At 65.1% G+C, this 22,661-nt stretch carries 21 protein-coding genes and 1 pseudogene; 14 read left to right on the forward strand and 8 right to left on the reverse strand.

The features are described from left to right. The first annotated feature begins 6 nt into the window (after nucleotides 1-6). Both der and ACCQ07_RS10285 read left to right on the forward strand, forming a co-directional pair. Complete coding sequence (gene der / locus ACCQ07_RS10280) at nucleotides 7-1,404, forward strand: ribosome biogenesis GTPase Der (protein WP_003482878.1); 1,398 nt, start codon at nucleotides 7-9, stop codon at nucleotides 1,402-1,404. 302 nt (nucleotides 1,405-1,706) lie between these two features. After that, complete coding sequence (locus ACCQ07_RS10285) at nucleotides 1,707-2,927, forward strand: molybdopterin molybdotransferase MoeA (RefSeq protein ID WP_122272782.1); 1,221 nt, start codon at nucleotides 1,707-1,709, stop codon at nucleotides 2,925-2,927. A gap of 340 nt (nucleotides 2,928-3,267) precedes the next feature. Here ACCQ07_RS10285 and moeB read toward each other — a convergent pair whose 3' ends face one another. Both moeB and ACCQ07_RS10295 read right to left on the reverse strand, forming a co-directional pair. Continuing rightward, nucleotides 3,268-4,473, reverse strand: a complete 1,206-nt coding sequence (gene moeB / locus ACCQ07_RS10290; RefSeq protein WP_029819388.1) for a molybdopterin-synthase adenylyltransferase MoeB — start codon at nucleotides 4,471-4,473, stop codon at nucleotides 3,268-3,270. A gap of 22 nt (nucleotides 4,474-4,495) precedes the next feature. After that, nucleotides 4,496-4,660: a hypothetical protein gene (locus ACCQ07_RS10295; RefSeq protein ID WP_161988242.1), complete on the reverse strand. Its 165-nt coding sequence runs from the start codon at nucleotides 4,658-4,660 to the stop codon at nucleotides 4,496-4,498. Here ACCQ07_RS10295 and ACCQ07_RS10300 point away from each other — a divergent pair. Both ACCQ07_RS10300 and ACCQ07_RS10305 read left to right on the forward strand, forming a co-directional pair. Then, nucleotides 4,659-7,322 (forward strand): annotated as a pseudogene (locus tag ACCQ07_RS10300) (TonB-dependent receptor). The gene ACCQ07_RS10295 and the pseudogene ACCQ07_RS10300 overlap by 2 nt on opposite strands. A gap of 97 nt (nucleotides 7,323-7,419) precedes the next feature. Beyond that, nucleotides 7,420-7,635 carry a hypothetical protein gene (locus tag ACCQ07_RS10305; RefSeq protein ID WP_008575367.1) on the forward strand — a complete coding sequence of 72 codons (216 nt, stop codon included), beginning with the start codon at nucleotides 7,420-7,422 and terminating at the stop codon, nucleotides 7,633-7,635. Between the two features lie 34 nt (nucleotides 7,636-7,669). Here ACCQ07_RS10305 and ACCQ07_RS10310 read toward each other — a convergent pair whose 3' ends face one another. After that, nucleotides 7,670-8,041 carry a hypothetical protein gene (locus ACCQ07_RS10310; protein ID WP_372364063.1) on the reverse strand — a complete coding sequence of 124 codons (372 nt, stop codon included), beginning with the start codon at nucleotides 8,039-8,041 and terminating at the stop codon, nucleotides 7,670-7,672. Between the two features lie 90 nt (nucleotides 8,042-8,131). On the opposite strand from ACCQ07_RS10310, the gene ACCQ07_RS10315 reads away from it, so the two are divergent. From ACCQ07_RS10315 to ACCQ07_RS10325, 3 genes are read left to right on the forward strand one after another with little or no spacing between them, the layout of a single operon-like run. Continuing rightward, a complete protein-coding gene (locus ACCQ07_RS10315) occupies nucleotides 8,132-8,710 on the forward strand; it encodes a DUF4142 domain-containing protein (RefSeq protein ID WP_029819392.1) in 579 nt (192 codons plus the stop codon). 3 nt (nucleotides 8,711-8,713) lie between these two features. Further along, a complete protein-coding gene (locus ACCQ07_RS10320) occupies nucleotides 8,714-9,244 on the forward strand; it encodes an SRPBCC family protein (protein WP_008575371.1) in 531 nt (176 codons plus the stop codon). Between the two features lie 13 nt (nucleotides 9,245-9,257). Continuing rightward, on the forward strand, nucleotides 9,258-10,427 hold the full coding sequence (locus ACCQ07_RS10325) for a zinc-dependent alcohol dehydrogenase (RefSeq protein WP_011347320.1): 1,170 nt from the start codon (nucleotides 9,258-9,260) through the stop codon (nucleotides 10,425-10,427). A gap of 197 nt (nucleotides 10,428-10,624) precedes the next feature. Here the strand turns inward: ACCQ07_RS10325 and ACCQ07_RS10330 are convergent, their stop codons facing one another. After that, the gene (locus ACCQ07_RS10330; protein ID WP_046935388.1) at nucleotides 10,625-11,395 is read right to left on the reverse strand and encodes an OBAP family protein; all 771 of its coding nucleotides are present in this window, start codon (nucleotides 11,393-11,395) and stop codon (nucleotides 10,625-10,627) included. A gap of 145 nt (nucleotides 11,396-11,540) precedes the next feature. On the opposite strand from ACCQ07_RS10330, the gene xth reads away from it, so the two are divergent. Continuing rightward, nucleotides 11,541-12,536, forward strand: a complete 996-nt coding sequence (xth, locus tag ACCQ07_RS10335; RefSeq protein WP_372356159.1) for an exodeoxyribonuclease III — start codon at nucleotides 11,541-11,543, stop codon at nucleotides 12,534-12,536. A gap of 34 nt (nucleotides 12,537-12,570) precedes the next feature. Here xth and ACCQ07_RS10340 read toward each other — a convergent pair whose 3' ends face one another. Next, nucleotides 12,571-12,846: a PQ-loop domain-containing transporter gene (locus ACCQ07_RS10340; protein ID WP_031422621.1), complete on the reverse strand. Its 276-nt coding sequence runs from the start codon at nucleotides 12,844-12,846 to the stop codon at nucleotides 12,571-12,573. Nucleotides 12,847-13,029: 183 nt separating this feature from the next. Here ACCQ07_RS10340 and ACCQ07_RS10345 point away from each other — a divergent pair, with 183 nt between their 5' ends. From ACCQ07_RS10345 to ACCQ07_RS10360, 4 genes are all read left to right on the forward strand, one after another. After that, entirely contained in the window at nucleotides 13,030-14,304 is a 1,275-nt protein-coding gene (locus tag ACCQ07_RS10345) for a molybdopterin molybdotransferase MoeA (protein WP_338335011.1), read from the forward strand. Between the two features lie 37 nt (nucleotides 14,305-14,341). Continuing rightward, the gene (mobA, locus tag ACCQ07_RS10350) at nucleotides 14,342-14,911 is read left to right on the forward strand and encodes a molybdenum cofactor guanylyltransferase (RefSeq protein ID WP_071117216.1); all 570 of its coding nucleotides are present in this window, start codon (nucleotides 14,342-14,344) and stop codon (nucleotides 14,909-14,911) included. Next, complete coding sequence (locus ACCQ07_RS10355; RefSeq protein ID WP_071117215.1) at nucleotides 14,895-15,257, forward strand: hypothetical protein; 363 nt, start codon at nucleotides 14,895-14,897, stop codon at nucleotides 15,255-15,257. The genes mobA and ACCQ07_RS10355 overlap by 17 nt, the downstream gene beginning before the upstream one ends. A 226-nt stretch (nucleotides 15,258-15,483) precedes the next feature. Beyond that, entirely contained in the window at nucleotides 15,484-16,566 is a 1,083-nt protein-coding gene (locus ACCQ07_RS10360) for an AraC family transcriptional regulator (protein ID WP_122273548.1), read from the forward strand. A gap of 101 nt (nucleotides 16,567-16,667) precedes the next feature. Here the strand turns inward: ACCQ07_RS10360 and ACCQ07_RS10365 are convergent, their stop codons facing one another. From ACCQ07_RS10365 to ACCQ07_RS10375, 3 genes are all read right to left on the reverse strand, one after another. After that, nucleotides 16,668-17,600 carry an SDR family NAD(P)-dependent oxidoreductase gene (locus ACCQ07_RS10365; protein ID WP_029819400.1) on the reverse strand — a complete coding sequence of 311 codons (933 nt, stop codon included), beginning with the start codon at nucleotides 17,598-17,600 and terminating at the stop codon, nucleotides 16,668-16,670. Next, nucleotides 17,593-19,026: a flavin-containing monooxygenase gene (locus ACCQ07_RS10370; protein ID WP_008575390.1), complete on the reverse strand. Its 1,434-nt coding sequence runs from the start codon at nucleotides 19,024-19,026 to the stop codon at nucleotides 17,593-17,595. The genes ACCQ07_RS10365 and ACCQ07_RS10370 overlap by 8 nt, the downstream gene beginning before the upstream one ends. Before the next feature lie 349 nt (nucleotides 19,027-19,375). Then, nucleotides 19,376-20,353 carry an NAD(P)-dependent oxidoreductase gene (locus ACCQ07_RS10375; RefSeq protein WP_031422631.1) on the reverse strand — a complete coding sequence of 326 codons (978 nt, stop codon included), beginning with the start codon at nucleotides 20,351-20,353 and terminating at the stop codon, nucleotides 19,376-19,378. Between the two features lie 80 nt (nucleotides 20,354-20,433). Here ACCQ07_RS10375 and ACCQ07_RS10380 point away from each other — a divergent pair, with 80 nt between their 5' ends. After that, a complete protein-coding gene (locus ACCQ07_RS10380; protein WP_008575394.1) occupies nucleotides 20,434-21,006 on the forward strand; it encodes an ANTAR domain-containing response regulator in 573 nt (190 codons plus the stop codon). 4 nt (nucleotides 21,007-21,010) lie between these two features. Continuing rightward, nucleotides 21,011-22,099 (forward strand): CmpA/NrtA family ABC transporter substrate-binding protein, encoded by a 1,089-nt coding sequence (locus ACCQ07_RS10385; protein ID WP_372364064.1) that lies wholly within the window; start codon nucleotides 21,011-21,013, stop codon nucleotides 22,097-22,099. Nucleotides 22,100-22,661: the final 562 nt, after the last annotated feature.

The following is a 22,661-nucleotide window of genomic DNA, read 5'->3' on the forward strand; positions in this document are numbered from 1 at the left end:
CTTGCGATGCTGCCCCTGGTCGCCCTGGTTGGACGGCCCAATGTCGGCAAGTCCACCATCTTCAATGCGCTGACGCGCACCCGTGACGCGCTGGTCCACGACCAGCCTGGCGTCACCCGCGACCGTAACTACGGGGTCTGCCGTCTCGACGAGCAGCAGCCCTTCATCGTCGTCGATACCGGTGGTATCGCCGGCGACGAGGAAGGTCTTGCTGGAGCCACGGCCCGCCAGGCACGGGCCGCCGCCGGCGAAGCCGATCTGGTGCTGTTCGTGGTCGATGGCCGCGAAGGCGCGTCCTCGCTCGATGACGAGATTCTGGCCTGGTTGCGCAAATTGGCGCGGCCGACCGTGCTGGTGATCAACAAGATCGACGGCACCGACGAAGAAACCGTGCGCTCGGAATTCGCGCGCTACGGCTTCTCCGACGTGGTGGCGTTGTCTGCGGCGCATCGGCAGGGCATCGACGAATTGCTTGACGAGGTGGGTGCGCGGCTGCCCGAGGAAGGTGCCGGCGAGCTGCTGGACAACGACCCGGCACGCGTGCGGATCGCCTTCGTGGGCCGGCCGAATGTCGGCAAATCGACGCTGGTCAATCGCCTGCTGGGCGAAGAACGCATGATCGCCTCGGAAGTGCCGGGCACCACGCGCGATTCGATCGCGGTGGACCTGGAGCGCGATGGCCGTCAGTACCGCCTGATCGATACCGCCGGCCTGCGCCGGCGCGGCAAGGTGGAAGAGGCGGTCGAGAAGTTCAGCGCGTTCAAGACGCTGCAGGCGATCGAGCAATGCCAGGTGGCGGTGCTGATGCTGGACGCTACCGAAGGCGTGACCGACCAGGATGCGACGATTCTCGGCGCGATCCTGGATGCCGGCCGGGCGCTGGTGGTGGCGATCAACAAGTGGGACGGGCAAAGCGATTACCAGCGTGCGCAGGCCGAAGACCTGCTGTCGCGCAAGCTGGGCTTCGTCAATTGGGCAGAGGCGGTGCGGATCTCTGCATTGCACGGCTCGGGCATGCGCGAGCTGTTCCAGGCCATCCATCGTGCGCACGCATCGGCGACGCACGAATTCAGCACCAGCGAAGTGAACCAGGCACTGGAAATCGCTTACGAGACCAACCCGCCGCCGAGCATTCGCGGGCATGTCTCCAAGCTGCGCTATGTGCACCCGGGCGGCGCGAATCCGCCGACCTTCATCGTGCATGGCACGCGCCTGAAGGTGTTGCCGGAGTCGTACAAGCGCTATCTGGAAAACTTCTTCCGCAAGCGTTTCAAGCTGGTTGGTACGCCGGTGCGTTTCATCTTTCGCGAGGGCGCCAACCCGTACGAGGGCAAGAAGAATCCGCTCTCCGATCGCCAGGTGGCCCGCAAGCGGCGCCTGATGCGGCATGTCAAAGGGAAGTAAGGGCCCCAGGCTCCCTGAGGTGTGATGTTCAGGCGGTTCGGCAGGCGCGCAGATCGGTCAGGCTGCGCGTTCGCCGCTTGCAGGCAGGGTTCTAAACGTTCCGCGCATCCTCCTGATCGCTCGATCGATACGTGAGGCAGTTCCTGCCGCGTGCAGGCGTTCGTTCTTTGGCGCGGGTGGCGGCGCGTGCAGGTGCAATCGAATTCGCTCGCAGCGCGGCGTGTCGTTAAAGCCCATCTCCTTTGGCCGACGCGTGGCGCGGCCACCCTTCGCGTTGGCGATGCGCTGGTATCCTGCGCGGCATGACCGATTATCCTTCCCGCATTCCGTACGCGCAGGCGCTGCAGATTCTGCGCAGTGTCGCTGCCACCAACCGTTCGCCCGATGAAAACATCGCCACCTCGCGTGCCGATGGGCGGATCTCTGCTGGCGACCTGATCGCACCGCTGGCGCTGCCGCCGTTTGCCAATAGCGCGATGGATGGCTTTGCGCTGCGGCACGCCGATGTCGCTGGCGGCGATGCGTCGCTGCAGCTGGTTGGCGAACAGTTTGCCGGCGAGCGCTGGGCCGGCACACTGGGCGCCGGGCAATGCCTGCGTATCACCACGGGCGCGCCACTGCCCGATGGCGCCGATACCGTGATTCCCAAGGAAGATGCCGACGAACGCGATGGCATGGTGCGGTTTCAGACCGCGCCTGCATCGGGCGCAGCCGTACGCCTGGCCGGCAGCGACGTGCGTGCCGGCGACCTGGTGATCCAGGCCGGGCAGGTGTTGACGCCTGCACGTATCGGCCTGGCCGCTGCGCTGGGCGTGTCGCGGCTTGCGGTCGCGCCGCGCCCGACCATTGCGGTGCTGGCCACCGGCGATGAGCTGATCGAGCCGGGCATGCCGCTCGGCCCGGGTCAGATCTACAACAGCAACCGCGACATGCTGATGGCGCAGCTGCGTGCACTGGGCTATGCGCCGACCGCGTGGCCGACCTTGCCGGACGACCCGCAACGCATTCGCACCATGCTGGAAGATGCGGCCGCAGCGTTCGATGTGGTCATCACCTGCGGCGGCGTTTCTGCGGGCGAAAAAGATTATCTGCCGCGTCTGATCGGCGAATTGGGGCGCATCCATTTCTGGCGTGTGCGGATGCGCCCGGGCATGCCGGCGGTGTTGGGGCAGATTGGCCGCTGCCTGGTCTTGGGCCTGCCGGGCAACCCGGTCTCTGTGCTGGCAACGCTGATCGCCTACGGCGTGCCGTTGCTGGATGGATTGCAGGGACGCAGCGAGCCGCGCCTGGTCTGGCATGCGGCGTTGGCAAGCCCATGGGACAAGCGCCACGAACGGCTGGAATTCCTGCGTGGGCGATTGGAATGCGGCGAAGATGGGCGGCTGACCGCGCTGCCGCACCGCGGCGATGCCTCGCATCTACTGCGTGGCGCGGCCGACAGCAACGCATTGATCGTGCTGCCCGAGCAGGCGCGGCGCTTTGAGGCTGGCGAGATCGTGCGGGTGATTCCTTACGCGTTGTGAGCGTTTGCTCGATCGTTGGTGCCCGGCAGAATGATGCGCGCCCTGTTGGAGTGTTTACGTCATGGGCAGCGCATGGCGAAGTGCGCGCCGCGGCGTTTCAACATGTAGGGCGATCGTCAAACTGCTCAAGCGTCTTGGGCGTGGCCTGGAAGCGAACGCCTCGACAATGGGAGCCAATCGCTCGATAGCCGCTCTCCCGGTGGGAGAGTGGTGAGGTGGGGCGCAAGACAGCCATCCACGCAAACGTCGCCGAAGTGCTTGACGTATCGATATACCTCGCATTGCATCGGTGGCAAGCCAATCAGTCAGCGACCGACACCACACGCCGCTGTGGGCTCGCTCAACCAACCGCACTACCGCAGAACGCCGCGTAATCCGCATAGCCGCGAAATGCCGCGCCAGGCGCGCACACCGGGCAGTGCGGGTCCGGCGGCAAGCGGATGTCGCGAAAGCGCATCGCCAATGCATCGAAACTGAGCAGGCGGCCAGTGAGGCCGTCACCAATGCCGAGCAGCAACTTGATCGCTTCGGTGGCTTGCAAGAGTCCGATCACTCCGGGCAGTACGCCGAGCACACCAGCCTCGGCACAACTGGGCGCGAATTCCGGCGGCGGTGGTTCGGGAAACAGGCAGCGGTAGCAGGGCGCATGACCGCGGTGGCGGCCGGCATCGAACACGCTGACCTGTCCTTCGAACTGCTGCACGGCGCCGTAAACCAGTGGTTTACCGAATTTGACGCACGCATCGTTGAGCAAATACCGCGCAGGAAAATTATCTGCGCCATCCACCACCACATCCACATCCTGCAGCAGCGCTTCGACATTGTCGGCCGTCACGCGGGTTTGCACCGCCTCGATGTCCACGCGCGGGTTGAGCGCGGCAATGCGCTGTGCGGCGGAGTCGACCTTTGCAGTGCCGACGCTGTCTTCGGTGTGCAGAATCTGGCGTTGCAGGTTGCTGCGGTCCACCACGTCGTCGTCGGCAATGCGCAGATGCCCCACACCGGCTGCGGCGAGGTAGAACGCGGCCGGCGAGCCTAGTCCGCCTGCGCCGATCAGCAACACCCGCGCGCGCGCCAGGCGCCGCTGACCTTCCAGGCCGACCTGGGACAGACGCAGATGGCGTGAATAACGCTCAAGAAAGTCCTGCTCGTCCGCCGGCAACGTCGGGCGTACCAACGGCAGGCCGGCCCTGGCCCATGCGCTGGTGCCACCGACCACCGACGCCACGTGCGCATAGCCGTGCGCGCGCAAGATGGCGGCCGTGTGCGCCGAGCGTTTGCCGCTCTGGCAGATCAACACGATTGCGCGGGTTTGCTCCGGCAGATGGGCTGCAGGCTCGGTTTCCAGGGAGTTCTGTGCGATCGCCAACGCGCCTTCGGCCTGGCCGCCGGCACGCTCATGCAGTTGCCGGATGTCGACCAGCAGGGCGCCTTGCAGGGCGCGGGCACGGGCGTCGGCGGGAGAGATGTCGTGGCTGCTCATGTTGCCATTGTCGCGCAAACGCAGCAGCTGCGATGTGCAGTCTTGCCCATGACACGCACGCACCTCGCCGTTGATGAAAGGCGCGTCATGATCGCGGCGCGACGGCGGACGCGATCACGCTGCACTGCGAGCGGCACCGCTGTAATTCGGCCTTGTTCAACACCTCGCGGCTCGTGCGGCCCGGTTTGCCTGACTTGCGCAGGCGCGCCCAGCCGCGCGTCATCGCACTGCTGCCCCAGGAGGCCATCATGCTTGTTCCGTCGCAGCATGCGTCTGTCGCGCGGCGTGCCATCACGTATCGGCCGCTGGGTGTGTGCATCGGTTTGGTCCTGAGTTGCAACGCGGCGGCGCAACAGGCCGCGCCCAACCCCGATCCCGCGGCGCCGGCCACATCCACGTTGGAAGCGGTGCAGGTCAAAGGGGTGCGCAGCAGCGTGGAAAGCGCCATCGCGATCAAGCAATCGAACGCGGAAATCAGCGATTCCATTGTCGCCGAAGACATCGGAAAGCTGCCCGACAACAGCGTGGCTGCGGCCCTGCAACGCGTGACCGGCGTGCAGGTGGCGCGCGCCGGTGGCGAAGTGGGGCAGGTGCTGGTGCGCGGCTTGCCGAACGTCATCACCACCCTGGATGGGCGAAACGTCTTCACAACGGTGGGTCGCGACATGGAGTTGGCCGATGTTCCGGCCGAATTGCTGCGCAGCGTGGATGTGTATAAGACCACTGGCGCGCAATTTCAGGAAGGTGGCATCGCCGGGGTGGTCGATGTGCATCTGCGGCGGCCATTCGATTTCGATCAGGACAGCACCATTGCCGGCAGCATCAGCGCCTTGCGGGGCGACCAATCAGGCAAGACCGTTCCCAATGGCAGCCTCACCCTCAGCCAGCGCCGCGACACCGGGCTGGGCCGCATGGGCTGGATGGGAAGCGTGTCCTATCAACGCCGCCCGTATCAGGAATCCAACACGTTGTACGGCACTTACGACCGGAAGGCGAACCCGCTCGATCCGGCCCAGCAGATTTACGTGCCTTACAGCGCAGGCGGATTGATGGCGCGCGGCGATCGCAAGCGCAAATCGGCGAATTTTTCGTTTCAATGGGCGCCAAGCGAGAACAGCGAGGTGTATTTCGACACGCTGTACATCGGGTACGACAACCGGCCCCAAGTGAATTACTGGTTGCCATTCCCAGGGCTGGCCACGCCAGAGAACACCGAAGCGGTCAGCCTGCGGCCGGGCAGTGATGTGCTGGCTGGCCTGGTGGCGCGCGAGGTGCGCACGCTCTCCAGCACGCAAGCGCACAAGAACGCATCCGATACCTACCAAGCTGCGCTGGGCGGGCGTTGGACCGGCGAGCGCATGCGTGCGAGCAGCGAGCTCGCCTATACCCATAGCACTGCCGAGAACCGCTCGTTCACCCTGGACATGACCACGCAGGCGCCGCGATTGAACATGCGTTCGTCAGGCGGCGCTGCAGATGTCTGGATCACCCAGGCCGATGGCAGCGCTTATGACGTCACAGCGCCAGGAAATTGGGAACTGAGTCAGTACTACGACAGCTGGAACACGCAGAGAGGCGAAGAGTGGGCATGGCGGGCCGATGCCACCTTCGACCTGGAGCTGGGGCCGTTGCGATCGGTGGACGTGGGTGCGCGCGCAAGCCGGCGGACGGCGACCAATCACTCCGGCGATACCGGCGCGCGCAACAATCTGACCGGCGCACCGATCTACTTGAGCGAGGTGTCCGGCCTGGCATCGGTAACGCCCGGCAACATGCTCGACGGGGCGCGTGCATTCACCAGCGATCGCTGGGCATCGGCCAACCAGGACGTCCTGCTGCAGCAAAGCACCCGGTTGCGTACCGTGATGGGGCAGCCGCCGGGCCGGCCCGATGAAAACCCTGCCTTGTTCTTCGACGATCGCGAAGACAGCTATGCGATCTATGCGCAGGTGAATTACGGGTTCTCGCTTGGGTCCATTCCTGTCGATGGGCGTGTGGGGGCGCGCGCGACGCGATTGGATTCGCAACTGCAGGGCAGCCAGTCGGTGGATGGCGTGCTGAGCCCGGTCAGCATCGATCGGCGTATCGACAAGGTGTTACCCAACTACAGCGCCAACCTCACCTTGCATGACAACCTGATGCTGCGGCTGGCAGGCAGCACCACGATCACGCGCCCGGAATTTGCCGATCTCAATCCGCAGCTGGCCTTGTATCAGTCCACCGAATCGTTGCCGGCGCGCGGCAATGGCGGCAACCCGCAGCTGCGTCCGGTGGAATCGCGCAATGCCGATGTGTCGCTGGAATGGTATTTCCGTCCCGGCTCATTGCTGTCGGTTGCCGGCTTTCATCGCAAGATCGATGGCTATATCCAGAATTACGCAGCCGATGAACCCATCGGTGGCATCGTCTATTCGATCAGCCGGCCGCGCAATACCGGCGAGGGCAGCTTGAAGGGCGTGGAGGTGGGGTACACGCAGTTCTACGACTTTCTGCCGGGTGGGTGGTCCGGCTTCGGCAGCCAGCTCAACTACACCTACATCTCGGCGAAGGCCGAATCGCCGGAAGGGATCAGCCAGCCGTTGACCAACGTCTCCAAAAATTCCTATAACGCGATCCTGATGTACGAATACGCGCGGTTCTCGGCGCGGGTCGCCTACAACTAGCGTGGCGACTATGCGGTGAGCTTCAACAGCTCAGGCGATCAGCCCGAGCAAATCAATCAGGGGCGGGAGCAATGGCTGGATGCCGCCTTCAATTACGAGCTCAACAGGCATGTGACCTTGTTTGCCGAGGCCACCAATCTGCTCGGCACCACGACCAACAATTATTTCGGTCAGCGGCATGGCGATTTCCCGCGCGAGATCGCATCGCCCGAGCGGACTTACACCCTGGGTTTTCGCTTCCGTTTGTGATGCGGATAACGTTGATGCGGATAACGCGGCCTGCGCACCACGTTGGCATCGGGCTCACCGGCGCAGCGGTAGCGTGAGCACAGCAGAGGAGACCGTGATGACACCTGACATCGATGCACAATTGAAGCAGCTTGCCGAAGCGTTGCCGGAGATGCGCAGTCAGCACCCGGACGATTTTTGGGATGTGTTCCGGGCCCGTTCCGAGAAGATCACCGGTGCGGCGCAATCGCAGGAGCAGGCAGCGCAGATCGTCAAACGTATCGACGAGATATTGGCCGCCAATCAGCTGGGGCCGGCGGATCCTGGCGCATGACACGGGACGCTGACGGGATGCGGTAGGCTCGACCCTATGCCGTGAATCGACGTTGCAGCGCCAAGCGCTGCAGCGACAGCTTGCCCGTGATTACGCCCTTGCTGCGGGACAAAGCGGCTCGCGGTGCGCGTGCATCGCCACAGTACTGCCAGTGGGACGATTGCAGCACAGAATGCACGTAGAGCCGATCCTCGATGTCCCGGGAAGCCGACCATTGCCTTGATGATGGCAGCGCCAGGCGCTGGCGGCGAGCGATTGCGTTCTTCCAAAACAGGGTTTTCGATAGCCGATGATGCGGTATCCCGCGCTGCCGCGCAGCGGCATGGTCGTCAGCGAATTCAAAGTTGGAGAAAAACCCCGACTGCGTGACCTTCACACAGTGTGACGATGCGTTGCGCTGCAGCACGCAGCCTTCGCCAGTTCTCGACGCTAGCGCGACGATCGAGTCACGCAGCCAAGCCCAGCATCGAGCTACATCATCCAGCTGGAGACTTCCATGAACACACGTCGCCCGATCATCCTTGTCCTGGCCCTGTGCGTTGGCGCCAGCATATCTGCGCAAGCACAGAACCGGACACAGTCTGCAATGCCCGCCGGGCAGCAAACCGCGGGTGCAGCGACACCCAGCGAGGACGAGCGCGAGGCGCTCGGTATGCTGAGTGCCATCAACACCAGCGAAATCAACGCGGCAAATCTGGCATTGCAGAAGCAGGTGCAAGGCGGCGCACGCGACTACGCCACGCGCATGATCAAGGAACACACCGACAACAACCAGAAGATCGCCAAATGGCAACCGGACACGTCCGCCGCGGGTGCAAAGCTGCAGATGACGAAGGGCAAGGCGGAGTTGGCCAAGCTGCAGAAGCTGGACGGTCATGCATTCGAAACGGCCTATATCACTGCGATGGTGAAAGACCACACCGACGCATTAACGGCGCTCGACAGCAAGCTGATCCCGCAGGCAAAGACATCGCCGGTGCTCGAACACCTGCAGACCACGCGCCATCACGTCGCCGATCATCTGAGCAGCGCCAAGGCATTGCAGGCCGACGACAAGAACGCCGGAGCCCGCTGAGCCATGGCTGCATTACCGACCGATCCGGTACGTACCGACGATGACGGTACGCACATCGTACGCAGCATGACCATCCGTGCCGAACCTCATCAGATACTGGATGCCTGGTGCGATGCGAATGTGCAGCAACGCGTGTTGGAAGGTGCTGCCGAGCTGGTCTCCGGCGACGGCCATGCGTCCCGCTGGAAGCTGCACGCGCCGCTGCGTCAGGATGTGGAGGTGACCTTGCGCCGCGCAGATGCGCGGCTGGGCGAGTCGGTGCGTTACGAGGCCGAGGGCGAACATGGGCTGCAGCTCGCTATCGTATTGCAGGTGCGCCCTGCACGTGGGCGCGAAGCCAGCGAAGCGACGCTAAGCCTGCACTATGCGGTCGAAGGCCTGCTGGCGCAGGTGTTCACCAAGCTGGTGAATCCCGCGCCGTACGTGCTGGTCGGCAAGGGACTACGGCGATTGCGCGCATGGCTGGAGGCCGGCGAGGTGCCGACCTTGTTGCATACCCCAGCGGCGCGCGCGTCGACGCACGCGCATTCTTGAGGAGGGCTTTTCTGTGCGAGCACTGTGCTGGAATGGCATCAACGATTTGCGCGTGGAAACCGTGCCCGATCCGGTGCTGGTCAATCCCCGCGATGTGATCCTGAAGGTCGGGCTCACCACCACCTGCGGCTCTGATCTGCATTTCATCGATGGCTACCTGCCAACCATGCGCGAGGGCGATGTCATCGGCCACGAGTTCATGGGTACGGTGGTGGAGGTGGGCAACGCAGTGAAGAATGTGCGCGTGGGTCAGCGCGTGGTGGTGCCGTCGTTTATTTCCTGTGGCGGTTGCTGGCATTGCGAGCGCAAGGAATTTTCGCTGTGCGACAACACCAACCCCAACTGGGAAATGCAGGAACCCTTGCTTGGGCATGCGACCGCCGGGATTTACGGCTATACGCACGCCTTTGGCGGTTACGCAGGTTCGCACGCAACCTACATCCGCGTGCCGCATGCGGATGTGGGGTGTTTCGAGGTGCCCGATGGGGTCTCCGACGAAGATGCGCTGTTTCTCTCGGACGCGGGGCCCACTGGCTTCATGGGTGCAGACTTTTGCAATATCCAGCCCGGCGACACGGTGGCGGTGTGGGGATGCGGTGGCGTGGGGCTGATGGCCCAGCAAAGTGCACGTATTTTGGGCGCAGAACGCGTGATCGGCATCGACCGCTTGCCGGAGCGTCTGGCAATGGCGCGCGATGTGTTAGGTGTGGAGGTGATCGATTATTCGGCGGTCGACAGCGTGGTGGATGTCCTGCGCGAAATGACTGGTGGGCGTGGCCCGGATGCCTGTATCGATGCGGTCGGAATGGAGGCGCATGGCACCGGCATCGGCCATACCTACGATCGGGTCAAGCAGGCTTTGCACCTGCACACCGATCGCGGCCAGGCGTTGCGCGAAGCCATCCTCGCCTGCCGCAAGGGCGGCATCCTGTCGGTCTTGGGCGTGTACGGAGTGATGGACAAGTTTCCGCTGGGTGCCGTGATGAACAAAGGTCTGACGGTGCGAACCGCGCAGCAACATGGGCAGCGATACGTGCCCAGGTTGTTGGACTTGGCGCAGGCGGGACGTTTGAAATCCGGATTTTTGCTGACCCACAAGATGCCGCTGGAAGACGCCGTGCGGGGCTACGACATGTTCAAGCACAAACACGATGGGTGCGTGCGTGCGGGGTTTGTGCCCTAGCGTCGGAGAACCTTGGTCGCACTGAGTTGCGCTGCAGGCGCTGCCGGGAATCGCTTGGCATCTGGCGTGTGCAACAGGGCAGGGTACGCGCGTACCGCTAGCTGCATCGCGCGTTTTTCCAGGCTCTAACGCATTGCCAAGTACGCGCGCCACGCCTGACCCTGCTGCACGTTGGTGCAGCAAGGTGTCTTGTGGGCTCAGGGATGCTTGCCCCTTGCGTCGGTCACCCCGGGTATGGGTTGGGCGTTGGGAAAATGGGCACGTAATGCATCCACGCCTTCTTGCGGCTTTGCCAGCGGCACAAGCTCTTGACGGTTGGCGCGGCGCTCTGCGGTGGACACCGAAACGGCCTGATCGCGTTGCGCAATCAACGGTTGCTGCAACTCACCATCGCGATTGAACGACCACGCCAGCATCGGCTCGCCCAGCGGCAAGGTGTCGCCGGGCGCGGTGCCCTTGCGCGAATGCCAGGTGTGCCAAGTCTTGCCGTAGCTGTTGATCTTGCTGCGCATCAGTTCCTTCTCTGCGACCTGCGGCAGGTTGGGAGCAGAGAGCTGGCCGGAAAGAATTTCACCGTTATGCGGATGCCAGAAGTTGCGCTCGTGTGCCGGCAACTGCGCAAATAACGTCTCCGAGATGATGTACTCGATACCGGTGAGGTTGGCACGGTCGGTGTTGCCGTCGTAGAGCGCGCATTGGGCAAGATCTTCATTGACCTGCTGGCAATAGTGATGCGCCTCCATTTGCTCATCTGGCGCATCCTTCATCGGATGGAAGCCGACCAGATAGATGTCCAGCTTGCCGACCGGGCCGCTGGGCTGCAGCACTTTCGCGCCGGCTTCCAGCACATTGGTCTTGGGCGTTTCCGGTGCGCCGGGCGGGGTGACCGACGGTGGGCTGCGCGAGCAACTGGCGCAGAGCGCAAGGCCGATCAACAGTGCGGAATGTCGCATGGCAATTCCCCTCAATGAATGTGCTTCAAGCTAAGAGCGCCGGTGGTGTGCCAGGCGTGAGCATGGGCCGGGGCACGCAGTGCAGCTTCACCTCGCTTGAGCATCGGCTTAATCAAGCGGCGGTCATGCTGTTGCACCACGGAAGCGGCCATTTGCACCCATGTCAGGTACCTTACGTAAGATCGCGACGTTCAACGTCAACGGTATTGCCAGCCGTCTGCCACACTTGCTGGAATGGCTGCAGCGCGAGCAGCCGGACATCGTGGGCCTGCAGGAATTGAAATCGACGCAAGCTGCGTTTCCGGAGCAGGCAATCCGCGATGCCGGGTACGGTGTGATCTGGCAGGGCGAAAAGTCCTGGAATGGCGTGGCGCTGCTCGCGCGGGGGACCGAGCCAGTGGAGATTCGTCGCTGGTTGCCCTGGGATCCACGCGATACGCAAAGCCGCTATCTGGAGGCGGCGATCCATGGTGTGGTGGTGGCCTGCCTGTATTTGCCCAACGGCAACCCGCAGCCCGGGCCGAAGTTCGACTACAAGCTTGCATGGTTCGAACGCTTGATCCGGCATGCGAAAACGCTGGTGGACCTGCCGCATCCGGTGGCGCTGATCGGCGACTTCAATGTGGTGCCGACCGATGCGGATATCTACGACCCCAAGGGCTGGCGCAAGGACGCCCTGCTGCAGCCGGAGAGCCGCGAGGCCTACCAGACCCTGCTGGCACAGGGCTGGACCGACAGCCTGCTGGCCATCCATGGCCACACGCCGATCTATACGTTCTGGGATTACTTCCGTCAGCACTTTGCGCGCGACCGTGGGTTGCGCATCGATCATCTGCTACTCAATCGCACGCTGGCGCCCGGCCTGCAAGATGCCGGCGTCGACAAGTGGGTACGTGCGTTGGAAAAGGCCAGCGACCATGCACCCACCTGGATCAGCGTGCGCGTACCGGATGCGCCCGCCGAAGCAGCGGCGGATGCCATGCCGGCAGCGAAGGTGCGCAAGCCGGGCGTAGCGAAAAAGGCGGCCGTGCCCAAGGCGGCCGCCAAGAAGACGCCCAGTGTCATCGCGAAAAAAGCGGCCAAGAAGATCGCTGCGAAGAGGGCCACAGCCGCATCGGCAAGACCACACAAGTCGGCGAAAAGAACGGCTGACTAAGCTCGACCGGCCGGCAGGAGTCCACGCAGCCTGTCTACGCTGCGCGTTCCAGCCTGCGGCGCTTGACCCGCTGCAATGCATAGCCGGTCAGGGCCGTCAGCAGGATCAGCACATTACTGACGATAAACACCGCGTTGCCAACCAGATAGCTGTAGAGGATGAACAACACCGAAGCACTGATCTGGCCGAGGAACAACCAGCGCGAGACGCCCTGCGCGGCGTCGGAGCGCCATTGTTTGTAGATCTGCCGGATCAAGGTGGCGATCAGGATGATGCTGGCGAGCCAGCCCACGACGTCGACGAATTGCATGCGTGCAGTTGATCAAGGAAGGCCTGCAACCTTGCAGCGCACACTGTCTGCATACCGTTCGAGCAGCTTCAAGCGTGGTGTCTACGGTGATGCCCATCATGTGGCGGATGGACACACGACGGCCCCGCACGGCCACGCCTGTACCTGCTGCGCCAGGGGCCGGTATCCTAGCCGGGTCATCCATTGGTCGGCACTGTCCTGCACATGATCAGCTATGCCGAAGCACTCGCGCTGGTCCACGCGCACGTCGCACCCCTTGCCAGCGAGTGGGTGGCAAGCGCCGATGCCGAAGGTCGCGTGCTTGCCGACGCCTTGTCGAGCCAGGCCGAGTTGCCGCCCTTCGACAACAGCGCAATGGATGGGTTTGCATTGGCGACCGCGGGGATGGGTGCGTTGGCAGACCGCGAGTACGTGGTGAGCGGTACCGTTGCGGCAGGGCAGGACGCCGGTGCGGCTGCGATCGGTGCGGCCTGGGAAATCATGACCGGCGCCGGCGTGCCGCCGGGTGCCGATGCGGTGGTACCGATCGAGCAAGTGCAGATCCTTGAGCACGACGGCGGGCGACCCAGCCGCATCCGCCTGCGTCAGCCGGTGCGTGCGGGCCAGCACATCCGTCGTCGCGGCGAAGACGTGCGCTTGCACGATCGCGTGATCGACGCCGGCACCATGCTGCGCGGTGCGCATCTGATGCTGCTCGCCGGCCTGGGCTGCGCGCATGTGCAGGTGGTGCGGCGGCCGCGCGTGGCCTTGATTGCCACTGGACGCGAGTTGATCGGCGACCCTGCACAACCCCTGCAGCCGGGCCAGATCCGCGATGGCACCAGCAGTTATCTGCTGGCTCAGTTGCGTGCCGCCGGCGCCGATGTCGTGTGGCGTGGGCAGGTAGGCGACGACGATGCTGCGTTCGATGCGGCACTGGCACAGGCCCGCCATGCCGGTGCCGATCTCATCCTGAGCACCGGCGCCGTTTCGCGTGGTCGGTACGATTTCATCCCGGAGGCATTGGCACGCCACACTGCCGAAGTGCTGTTTCATAAGGTCGCAGTGCGACCGGGCAAACCGGTGCTGCTTGCACGCTTTAGCGATGGCGCGCTGTATATGGGGTTGCCCGGCAACCCGATGGCCAGCGCGGCCGGTCTGCGCTTTTTCGTCGAGCCGGCATTGCGCGGTTTGTTGGGCATGCCGGTTGAGCATGGCGTGCGCGTCGCATTAGAGGCACCGATGCAGGCCAGGCCGATCTGGCGGCAGCATCTGCGGGCACGCCTGCTGTGCAGTGCGGCCGGCGCGTTGTCGGTGCAGATCCTGCCGCAGCAGGAATCCTTTCGTGTGGCCCCGTTGCTGCAGGCCAACGTCTGGGCAGTGCTGGAGCCACAGGACGAAGGCGCCGCAGCGAGCACGCATGCCGAGGTCTTCGGCCTGGGCCACCTGCACCCGGCCGCGCCGGCCATCGCGCCATGAACATGCCGGTGGGTGCCGCCCATCCCGGGGCTGTCGCATGACGCTGCAGCAGCCGTGGACGGGCGTGGTGCTGGCTGGTGGACGTTCGTCGCGCATGGGGCAGGACAAGGCCTTACTGCCCTGGCATGGACGTCCGTTGCTGGAACAGATGCAGGCGCTGCTGCGCCAGGCCGGTGCGCAGCACGTGGTGGTCAGCGGCAACCGGCCCGAATATGCCGGCATTGCCGACGTCCATCCCGATCTGGGCCCGCTCGGCGGGCTGGCAAGCGTGATCGCGGGCGCGGCCGACGCGACCACGCTGGTGGTGGTGCCGGTGGATATGCCGCTGTTATCGGCCGCGTTGCTGGGCAAGCTGCTTGCGCCGTCGCAACATTGCTGTGTGGCCTTCGAGGACCAGATGCTGCCGATGTGCCTGCGCCTGGATGCCAGCGTGCGCGAGGCGTTGACGGTGCTGATGGCGGGCGCTGCATCGTCACGCTCGCTGCGCGCCTTGCAGCATTCACTGCAGTGCCATCGCGTGACTGTCACTGCCAGCGAACGCGCTGAGTTCGTCAATTGCAATACGCCCGAGCAATGGAGCCGGCTGATCCATGAAAATCCAGATTGAAGGCCAACATCTGCGCTTTCGTATCGACGAGGACGAGCTGGCCAGCCTGCTGGCCGGGCGCAGCGTCGACAATCTCAGCCGGTTGCCGAGCGGGCAGGGCGCGCGGTTGGTGAGACACAGCGTGAGCCTCACCGGCGGTCACCCCGCATGTAATTGCGCCACCGATCATTGGCAACTGGCGATCCCGCGCGACGCGCTGGAGGAACACGCACGCCAGCTACCGCGCCGTGACGGGCTTCAGTTCAGTTTCGATGCGGGCGCTGGGCATGCCGAGGCGATGACCTTGCAGGTCACCTTCGACGTGGATGTGCGCGACAGCACGCGCAAGCGTTTGTTGCGGGACTGATGGTTTGACGCGCCGGCAGCTGTTGGCTGGACCTGCACGCCATCGCTTGCGCTAAAGTGCGGCCGAGCGGTTGAGGCCGCATTGTCGCGAGGACGCAACGCATGCAAGACGTTCGGCTCCGGCCGGCTTGTACCGCCACATGGCACGCGCTGCATGGTGGCGTTATTGGCTGCACGGCACGCTGGCACCGCGGCGAACGCGAACGCTCTGCGGAGCACTGCTGAGCATGCCGCGTGTGCGCGCGGCCGTCACACGCAGACAGCCCATCTCCGAGGTCGGCAACGCGCGTCCGGCGCCGGCCGATAACCGCCGCACCGCCAACATCGTTCCCAACACCGTGCGCTCGCTGCTGGGCCTGGTCGAAGATCGAGGACACGCGCCGGAGCGGCTGTGCAAGGGGTTGGGATTCACCGACCGCGACCTGCACGACCGCGACCTGCTGCTGTCCTACCAGCAGGTGCGTGCGCTGATCCTGCGCGCACGCCGTCTGCTGGACGAGCCGGCGATGGGCCTGGCGGCCGGCATGCGGCAACGGCCGGTGTCATGGGGACTGACCGGGCTGGCCATGCTCACCTGCGAAACCTTCGGCGAAGCCATCGCCTATGGCCTGGGGCATCAGCACGAAGCCGGGGCGATGATGCAGCACCTGTTCGCACAGCAAGGCCCCGAAGCCTGCATCGAACTGGTGCCGCATGTGTTCGACCTGGAGATCGAGCCTTACCTCATCGAGGAAGCCTTTGCCGGTGCCCTCAATGTCAGTCGCTGCATGCTGGGGCCGGACATCCGACCGCGCGCGGTGGAACTGGCCTTCGCGCGATCGGCCCCGCTGGAGATCTACACGCGTTTTTTCCGCTGCCCGGTGCGGTTTGGCGCCGGCCGCAACCGGATGACGCTGGAGGCAAAGTGGCTGGCCGCGCGGTTGCCGGGCTACGACCGCACCACCTGCGGACTGTTGCGGCAACAACTGGAGACCCTGATCCAGCGGCCGCCGTCGCGCAACGAGTTGGTCGAATCGATCGCACTGCGGCTGCGCAGCGATGCCGAGCATGCGCCGCGGCAACCGGAGCTGGCGCGCCAGGCCAATTGCAGCGAGCGCACTCTACGGCGTCGGCTCGGTGCGCAACAGGTCGGCTACCGGGCACTGCGCGATGCCGCCCGCTACGAACGTGCGCAGGATCTGCTGCGCAATTCGCAGATGACCGTGGCCGAGGTGGCGCAAGCGGTGGGATACGCCGATGCACGGGCGTTTCGGCGCGCCTTTCAACGGTGGTCCGGTCGTTCGCCCGGACAGGCGCGCGATCCGCGCTGAGCGTTCGACCAGACACGGTACTTGGCCGTAGCGGCGCACCGGTTTGCCCTCCAACAGCGCTGCCGCCGCATGCGCTGCGCGTGCGGGCGCCAGGCAGCGGCTCAGGTCCGCTGCGTGGTTGCTCGCGTTGCGGCGAGGGTGTGCGGGTCTTCGCGGTGAGCGGGCGGCACCACTTCCCATCCGTCCTGGCGTGGGCGAATCAGGCCGCGCTGCTGCAGCGACGCAAGATAGTTGCGATGCCCACGCTCGGCGCTGCGTGCGAACAGCGGCAGGGCGCGCGTCAGCAGGTTGGGCAGCAGCATGGCCAGCCGCACCGTCCACGATTCGCTGGGGCGCACGAAGCGCTCCAGGCACGGTGCGTCCAGGCACCGCAACACCTGCAATGCGACTTCGTCCGGTTGTTGCGGCCGATCCATGAACTGCAACTTGTTGCCGCCGTTGAGGGCCTCGCGCATCAGCATCGGGGTGTCGGTGGCCGACGGGTTGACGATGGAGACGCGAATACCCAGGCGTGCGCCGTCCAGTCCCAGGCAGAGCATGGCACCGCGCAGCCCGAACTTGCTGGCCGAGTAGACCGTCGATTCCGGCAACGGGAACATGCCGCCCAGCGAGACGATGTTCACCACGCGCCCGTCGCCACTGCGCTGCAGCAGCGGCAGCAACCGGTGCGTGAGCAACAACGGCGCCATCAGGTTCAACTCCAGTTCGCCGCGGATCGACGCCGGCGTGCGCTGCTCGAACGGCGTGGTGCCGACGATGCCGGCATTGTTGACCAACAGCTGCAACTGGCCCCAATCCGTGTCGAGCCGCTCGGCGAGACGGTCGCGCGCGGCCGGATCGGTCAGGTCGGCCACCTGCGCGCACGCCAACGGCCCCAGCGCCTGCACCGCACGTGCCAGTGCATCGGCATCGATATCCACCAGCAGGCAGCGCACGCCGCGCTGGATCAGGCGCGCGGCGGTCGCGCGTCCCAGCCCGCCGGCGCCGCCGGTGATCACCGCATTCCAGCCGCGCAGATCCTGCGGCTTAGCCATGGGCAACCTCGCTGTCGGCTAGCCGTGCGGTGGCGGTAGTGCGCATGCGTGGATCGCCACCGGCGTCGAGCTTGAGCGCGTCGTACATGTGTTCGCCCAGTTCGCCCCAGCCCAATCGCCTGCGCAGCTGATGCAGATAGCGTTTGAATGCATGCGCCTCGATGTAGACGGCGTGGCGCTGCGATGCCACGAAACGGATGCCGCCGGACAGGTCCGGTGTATCGTTTTCGATCAATGCATCGAAGCGGCGTGCGCTGGCAGGATCGCGGCGCTGCGCGGTCAGGTAGGACGCGATCATGTGGGCCTGGGTGTCGAACAGCTTGTACGCGCTGGAATTGGTTTCCAGGTAGCCGATCCCGAACAGATTGCGATGCGTGCGGTTGAACATCGACAGGTACATCTGCGGGCGTCCGCCGTTCCAGAGGAAATACTCGCTGGCATACGGGCAGCTCCAGCGGTAGCCGGTGGCGCACAGCAGCAGGTCGATCTGCTCGCGGCTGCCGTCCTTGAACACCACGTGCCTGCCGTCCAGTCGGTCGATATCGGGTTTGACGGCGATGTTGCCGTGCTGGAGATGGTGCAGCAGCTGGGCGTTGAGCAGCGGGTGACTTTCGAACAGGCGATGGTCCGGCTTGGGCAACCCCAGCCGGGCCAGGTCTCCGTTGACCAGCCGCAGCAGGGCCGAAAAGATCGGGCGTGCCAGCCACAGGGGCAGGTGCGGACCGGTTTCGGCGATCTGGTCGACCGGAATCCCCATCAGGTGCTTGGGGATGAAGTGATATCCGCGGCGCACGCTCAGAAAGGCGCGTTGCGCATGCATGGCCGCCTCGCAGGCGATGTCCGCGCCGGAGTTGCCGGCCCCCAGCACCAGCACGCGCTTGCCACGAAATTCGTCGCCATGCCGGAAACTCACCGAGTGGCGGATCTCGCCATCGAAGTGGCCCGGCAATTGCGGCATGCTGGGGTCCCAGTTGACGCCCGACGCGCAGATCACCGCGGCGTAGAGGCGCTGCGAGCCATCGGCCAACGTCACCTGCCAGCGCCCGTCCGCCTGTTTGTCGATGCGCAGGACGGCGGTGTCGAACTGGATCTTCTCGCGCAGACCGAACGTCTCGGCAAAGCTGCGCAGGTAGGCCAGGATCTGCCGATGCGACGGGTAGTCGGGGTACTGGCGCGGCATGGGATGGCCGATGAAGGCCGACAGATCGCGCGAGGAAATGAAATGGGTGGAGTCGTAGATCGGCGAGCCGGGGTTGCTGACGTCCCAAATCCCGCCCAGGTCGCCGTGGCGTTCGAACTGGTCGTAGTCCAGCCCCTGCGCCTTGAGCGCGCGTGCCGCACTGAGCCCACCCGGGCCAGCACCGATGATGCAGACCGCATCGCTGCGGTCGAGCGGGAACGTCTGGGACGGCGAAGGCGTCTGCATGGTGTGGCGATGTCCGAACCGGGATGACGTGCTCGACTGTAGGCGGATGCGCGCGCCGTGCTGGGGACTTTTTCGGCCAGGCAGGGGGTGAAACCGGTCACGCTGGGTGGCTGTTGCCTGCCTTGCTGCACGCCGTGACGCGGTGCCGATGGCATGCGCCGGCGGGTAGCAGTCGAGCGCCATCGCGCGGCGGCGGGCCGTCATTTCCCGCGGATGGTATGGGCGGGCGCTCCGGCGATCGGTGTGTCGAACGCACGCGTTGGCAGCAGGACACGGCGCGCCGAGCGTTGCTGGCGCGGTAGGCAGTCGCGTTCAAGCGCGTCGAATCCGGCAACGCGCTTGGAAAAATCTAGCGGAGCGGCAAACCCGGAACCCGCACCGACAGGATGCTTTGCGCGTGCAGGGCGGCGTCCAGCTCCGCCGGGATGGCATCGCCGCTGCCCATGCGCAGGACCACGACCTGCAGCCCGGCGCCGACCAACTCCACTACGGCGGCCTGCTGCGCGCCCGGCGTCTCCGGCCAGGCGCGCCGTTGCGCATCCCGGCGCGCCAGTTCCACCACCGCGGCGGGCACGTCCGACGCCAGCAGCAGCACGTCGGCCAGGTTCAGGGCACGCAAGGCATTGAGCGTGAGCAGGCCGGGATCGCCCGGGCCGGCACCGACCCATTGCACGCTGCCGCGCGCCGGAACGCTGTCCACCGCGTCCAACGCAGCGGCAAAGGCGGCTTCGGCGGCGACGGTATCGCCGGCCTGCAGCAATTGCGGCACCTTCCCGTCGATCACCTGGTCGAACCAGCGGCGCCGCCGGTTCATGTCCGGCAACTGCTGACGAATGCGCTCGCGGTGCCGGGCGAACAAGGCCGCCAGCGTACCCACCGACGCATGCAGTTCGCGCTCCAGTCGCTCGCGCAGTCGGCGCGCCAGCATCGGCGCCGCGCCCGCCGACGAAATCGCAATCACCAGCGGATCGCGGTCGACAATGGCCGGCACCTGGTAGGTGGAGAGCTCGGCATCGTCCACGACATTGACCAGACGCTGGCGTGCGCCGGCCGCTGCGGCCACACGTTGATTCAGATCCACATCATCGGTGGCGGCGACGACCAGCCACACAGTGTCGATCCAGGCAGGATCGAACTCGCCTGTCATTTGCTCAAAGCGCCCGGCCTGCAGCAGCTGGGCAAGTTCGGGCGAAAGCGCATGCGCATACAGCCGGATGTGCGCCTGCGCCTTCAGCAGCGCCAGCACCTTGCGTGTGGCGACTTCGCCGCCACCGATCACCAGCACAGCGCGCCCCTGCAGGTTGGCGAACAACGGGAACAACGGCATCGGACACTCCGAAAAGATGGCTCGCACGAGCGGCATGTTGCATGGCACCATCAGGCCACGTCCATGCCTCGCTGCTGTCAATGCGTGTTTTGCTGGTCAACGATACCGAAAAGCCGATCGGCGAACTGCGCCAGGCACTGACGCGCGCCGGCTACACGGTGCTCGATGACGTGGCCTCGGTCAGCGCGCTGCTGCATGCCGTGCAACGCCAGCAGCCGGATGTGGTGGTGATCGACGTGGATTCGCCTTCCCGCGATACCTTGGAGCAGCTGTCGATGTTGCATGCGCACGCGCCGCGGCCGGTGGTGATGTTCTCCGGCGATGGCGACGATGCGTTGATCCATGCAGCGGTCGGCGCGGGCGTGACGGCGTACGTGGTGGATGGCTTGGCGCCTGCGCGGTTGGCGCCGATCGTGCAGGTGGCGCTGGCCCGTTTTGCGCAGGAAAGCAGCATGCGCAAGCGCCTGGACGAGGTCCAGCAGGCGCTGCAGGACCGCAAGCAGATCGACCGTGCGAAGGGCTTGCTGATGGAAAAACGTGGCCTGAGCGAGGCCGATGCCTATGCGGCATTACGCCAGCAGGCGATGAAGCAGGGCGTCAAACTGGCCGAAGTGGCGCGCCGCATCGTGGCCATGGCCGAGTTGTTGGGATGAATCTATGAGTCAAGCCGAATATCCCGTCCTGCGCGTGGCCTACCTGCCATTGATCGACTGCGCGCCGCTGGTCGCTGCGCAACACCTGGGTCTGGACCATCGACATGGTCTGCAGCTGGAGCTGCAACGACAGGCATCCTGGGCCGGCGTGCGCGACCGTTTGCTGGCCGGTGAAGTGGAGGCAGCCCACACCCTGGCCAGTTTGGTGTATGCGATCGACCTGGGCATCGCCGGCCCGCAATGCCCGATGGCATTGCTGATGACGCTCAATCACAACGGCCAGGCGATCACGCTGGCGCCTGCACTCGCGCAGGCGTTGGCGGCCGGCCGCACGCTGCCACAGGCATTGGCAGGATTGGGGCGGCGTGCGGTGTTTGCGCAGACCTTTCCTACCGGAACGCATGCGCTGTGGCTGTACTACTGGCTGGCTGCAGGCGGGGTGGACCCGATCGGCGATGTGGATGTGCTCAGCATTCCGCCACCGCAAATGCCCGAGGCGTTGGCCAGCGGATTGGTCGACGGCTATTGCTCCGGCGAGCCGTGGGCGGCGGTGGCCGAAGCGCAGGGCACGGGGCGGCGTGTGATCCGTAGCGGCGAGTTGTGGCCTGGCCATCCGGAGAAGGTGCTCGCCTGCCGCCGCGAATTTGCAGCACTGCAGCCGGAGTTGAGCGAGCGCTTGACCGCTTGCGTGCTGGAGGCCTGCCGTTGGCTGGACGCGGCGCCAGCCAATCGCGCGCACTGTGCGCAGTGGCTGGCCGAGCCGCAGCATATCGGGGTGCCGGCGACGCACCTGGCGGTGTGTCTGGGGGCGCATCCCGAGGTTGAGTCGCATGTTGGTTGCGGCGCTGCCACCGATGATGCGACTGCGCTGGCCTTTCACCGCGGCGGGGTGGTGAATATGCCGTGGCTGTCGGACGGCGAGTGGTTCCTGGGCCAGTTCCAGCGCTGGGGATGGCATGACGTTCAAGGCGACGACATCGCCCGGCTCGGCGATATCCACCGACTCGACAACTATCGGCGTGCCGCCGCACGTGTGGGTGTCGTCGCGCCGGACAGCGATCATCGCAGCAATCGGTTGTTCGATACGCCGTAACGCGATGGATCAGGCGTGCTGGAGTCTGCGCTGATGGCTGGAGAGCGTAGAGGGATCGCAGGGAGAGCGGCTGGTCTGCAGTTTGGCTGCAGGGGCCCTTGCCGGCCCACCAGCGCAGGACAGGCTGCAAGTACGTCCATGTAGGCTCTACACGGCATCCATGCCGCGTAAGCTCCCGCGACGGTGGGCCGGCAAGGGCCAGTGGAGATGGTCGGTGCGCCAGGTTTCAAACAGAGCAAACAGCAAGCCGCACGAGGCGGTTTCCTCGCTCTTCCACAAACCGCCGGCCAACTCCCAGGTGCGGTGTCCTCGCCGCTTGCGGCATGGATGCGGCCATCGAGTCTGCACGGACGTACTTGCAGCGTGTCTGCGAGCGGTGAGGGCGCCGCGCGCTCCATCGGCCAGGCGTTTGATCTCGGCAGTCGCGCCAATGCGTTCGACTGCACCCAGTCACGCCGTCTAGCTTCCCTGACGCGCAATGCGCCAGCCTGGCGTCACGATCATGCGTGGAGGGACGGCGTGTCGCAGGAATATCGATCGATCGCGCCCGCCAGCAACGCAC

This window comes from Xanthomonas sp. NCPPB 3583, assembly GCF_041475715.2.
GTDB classification, from domain to species: Bacteria; Pseudomonadota; Gammaproteobacteria; order Xanthomonadales; family Xanthomonadaceae; genus Xanthomonas; species Xanthomonas euvesicatoria.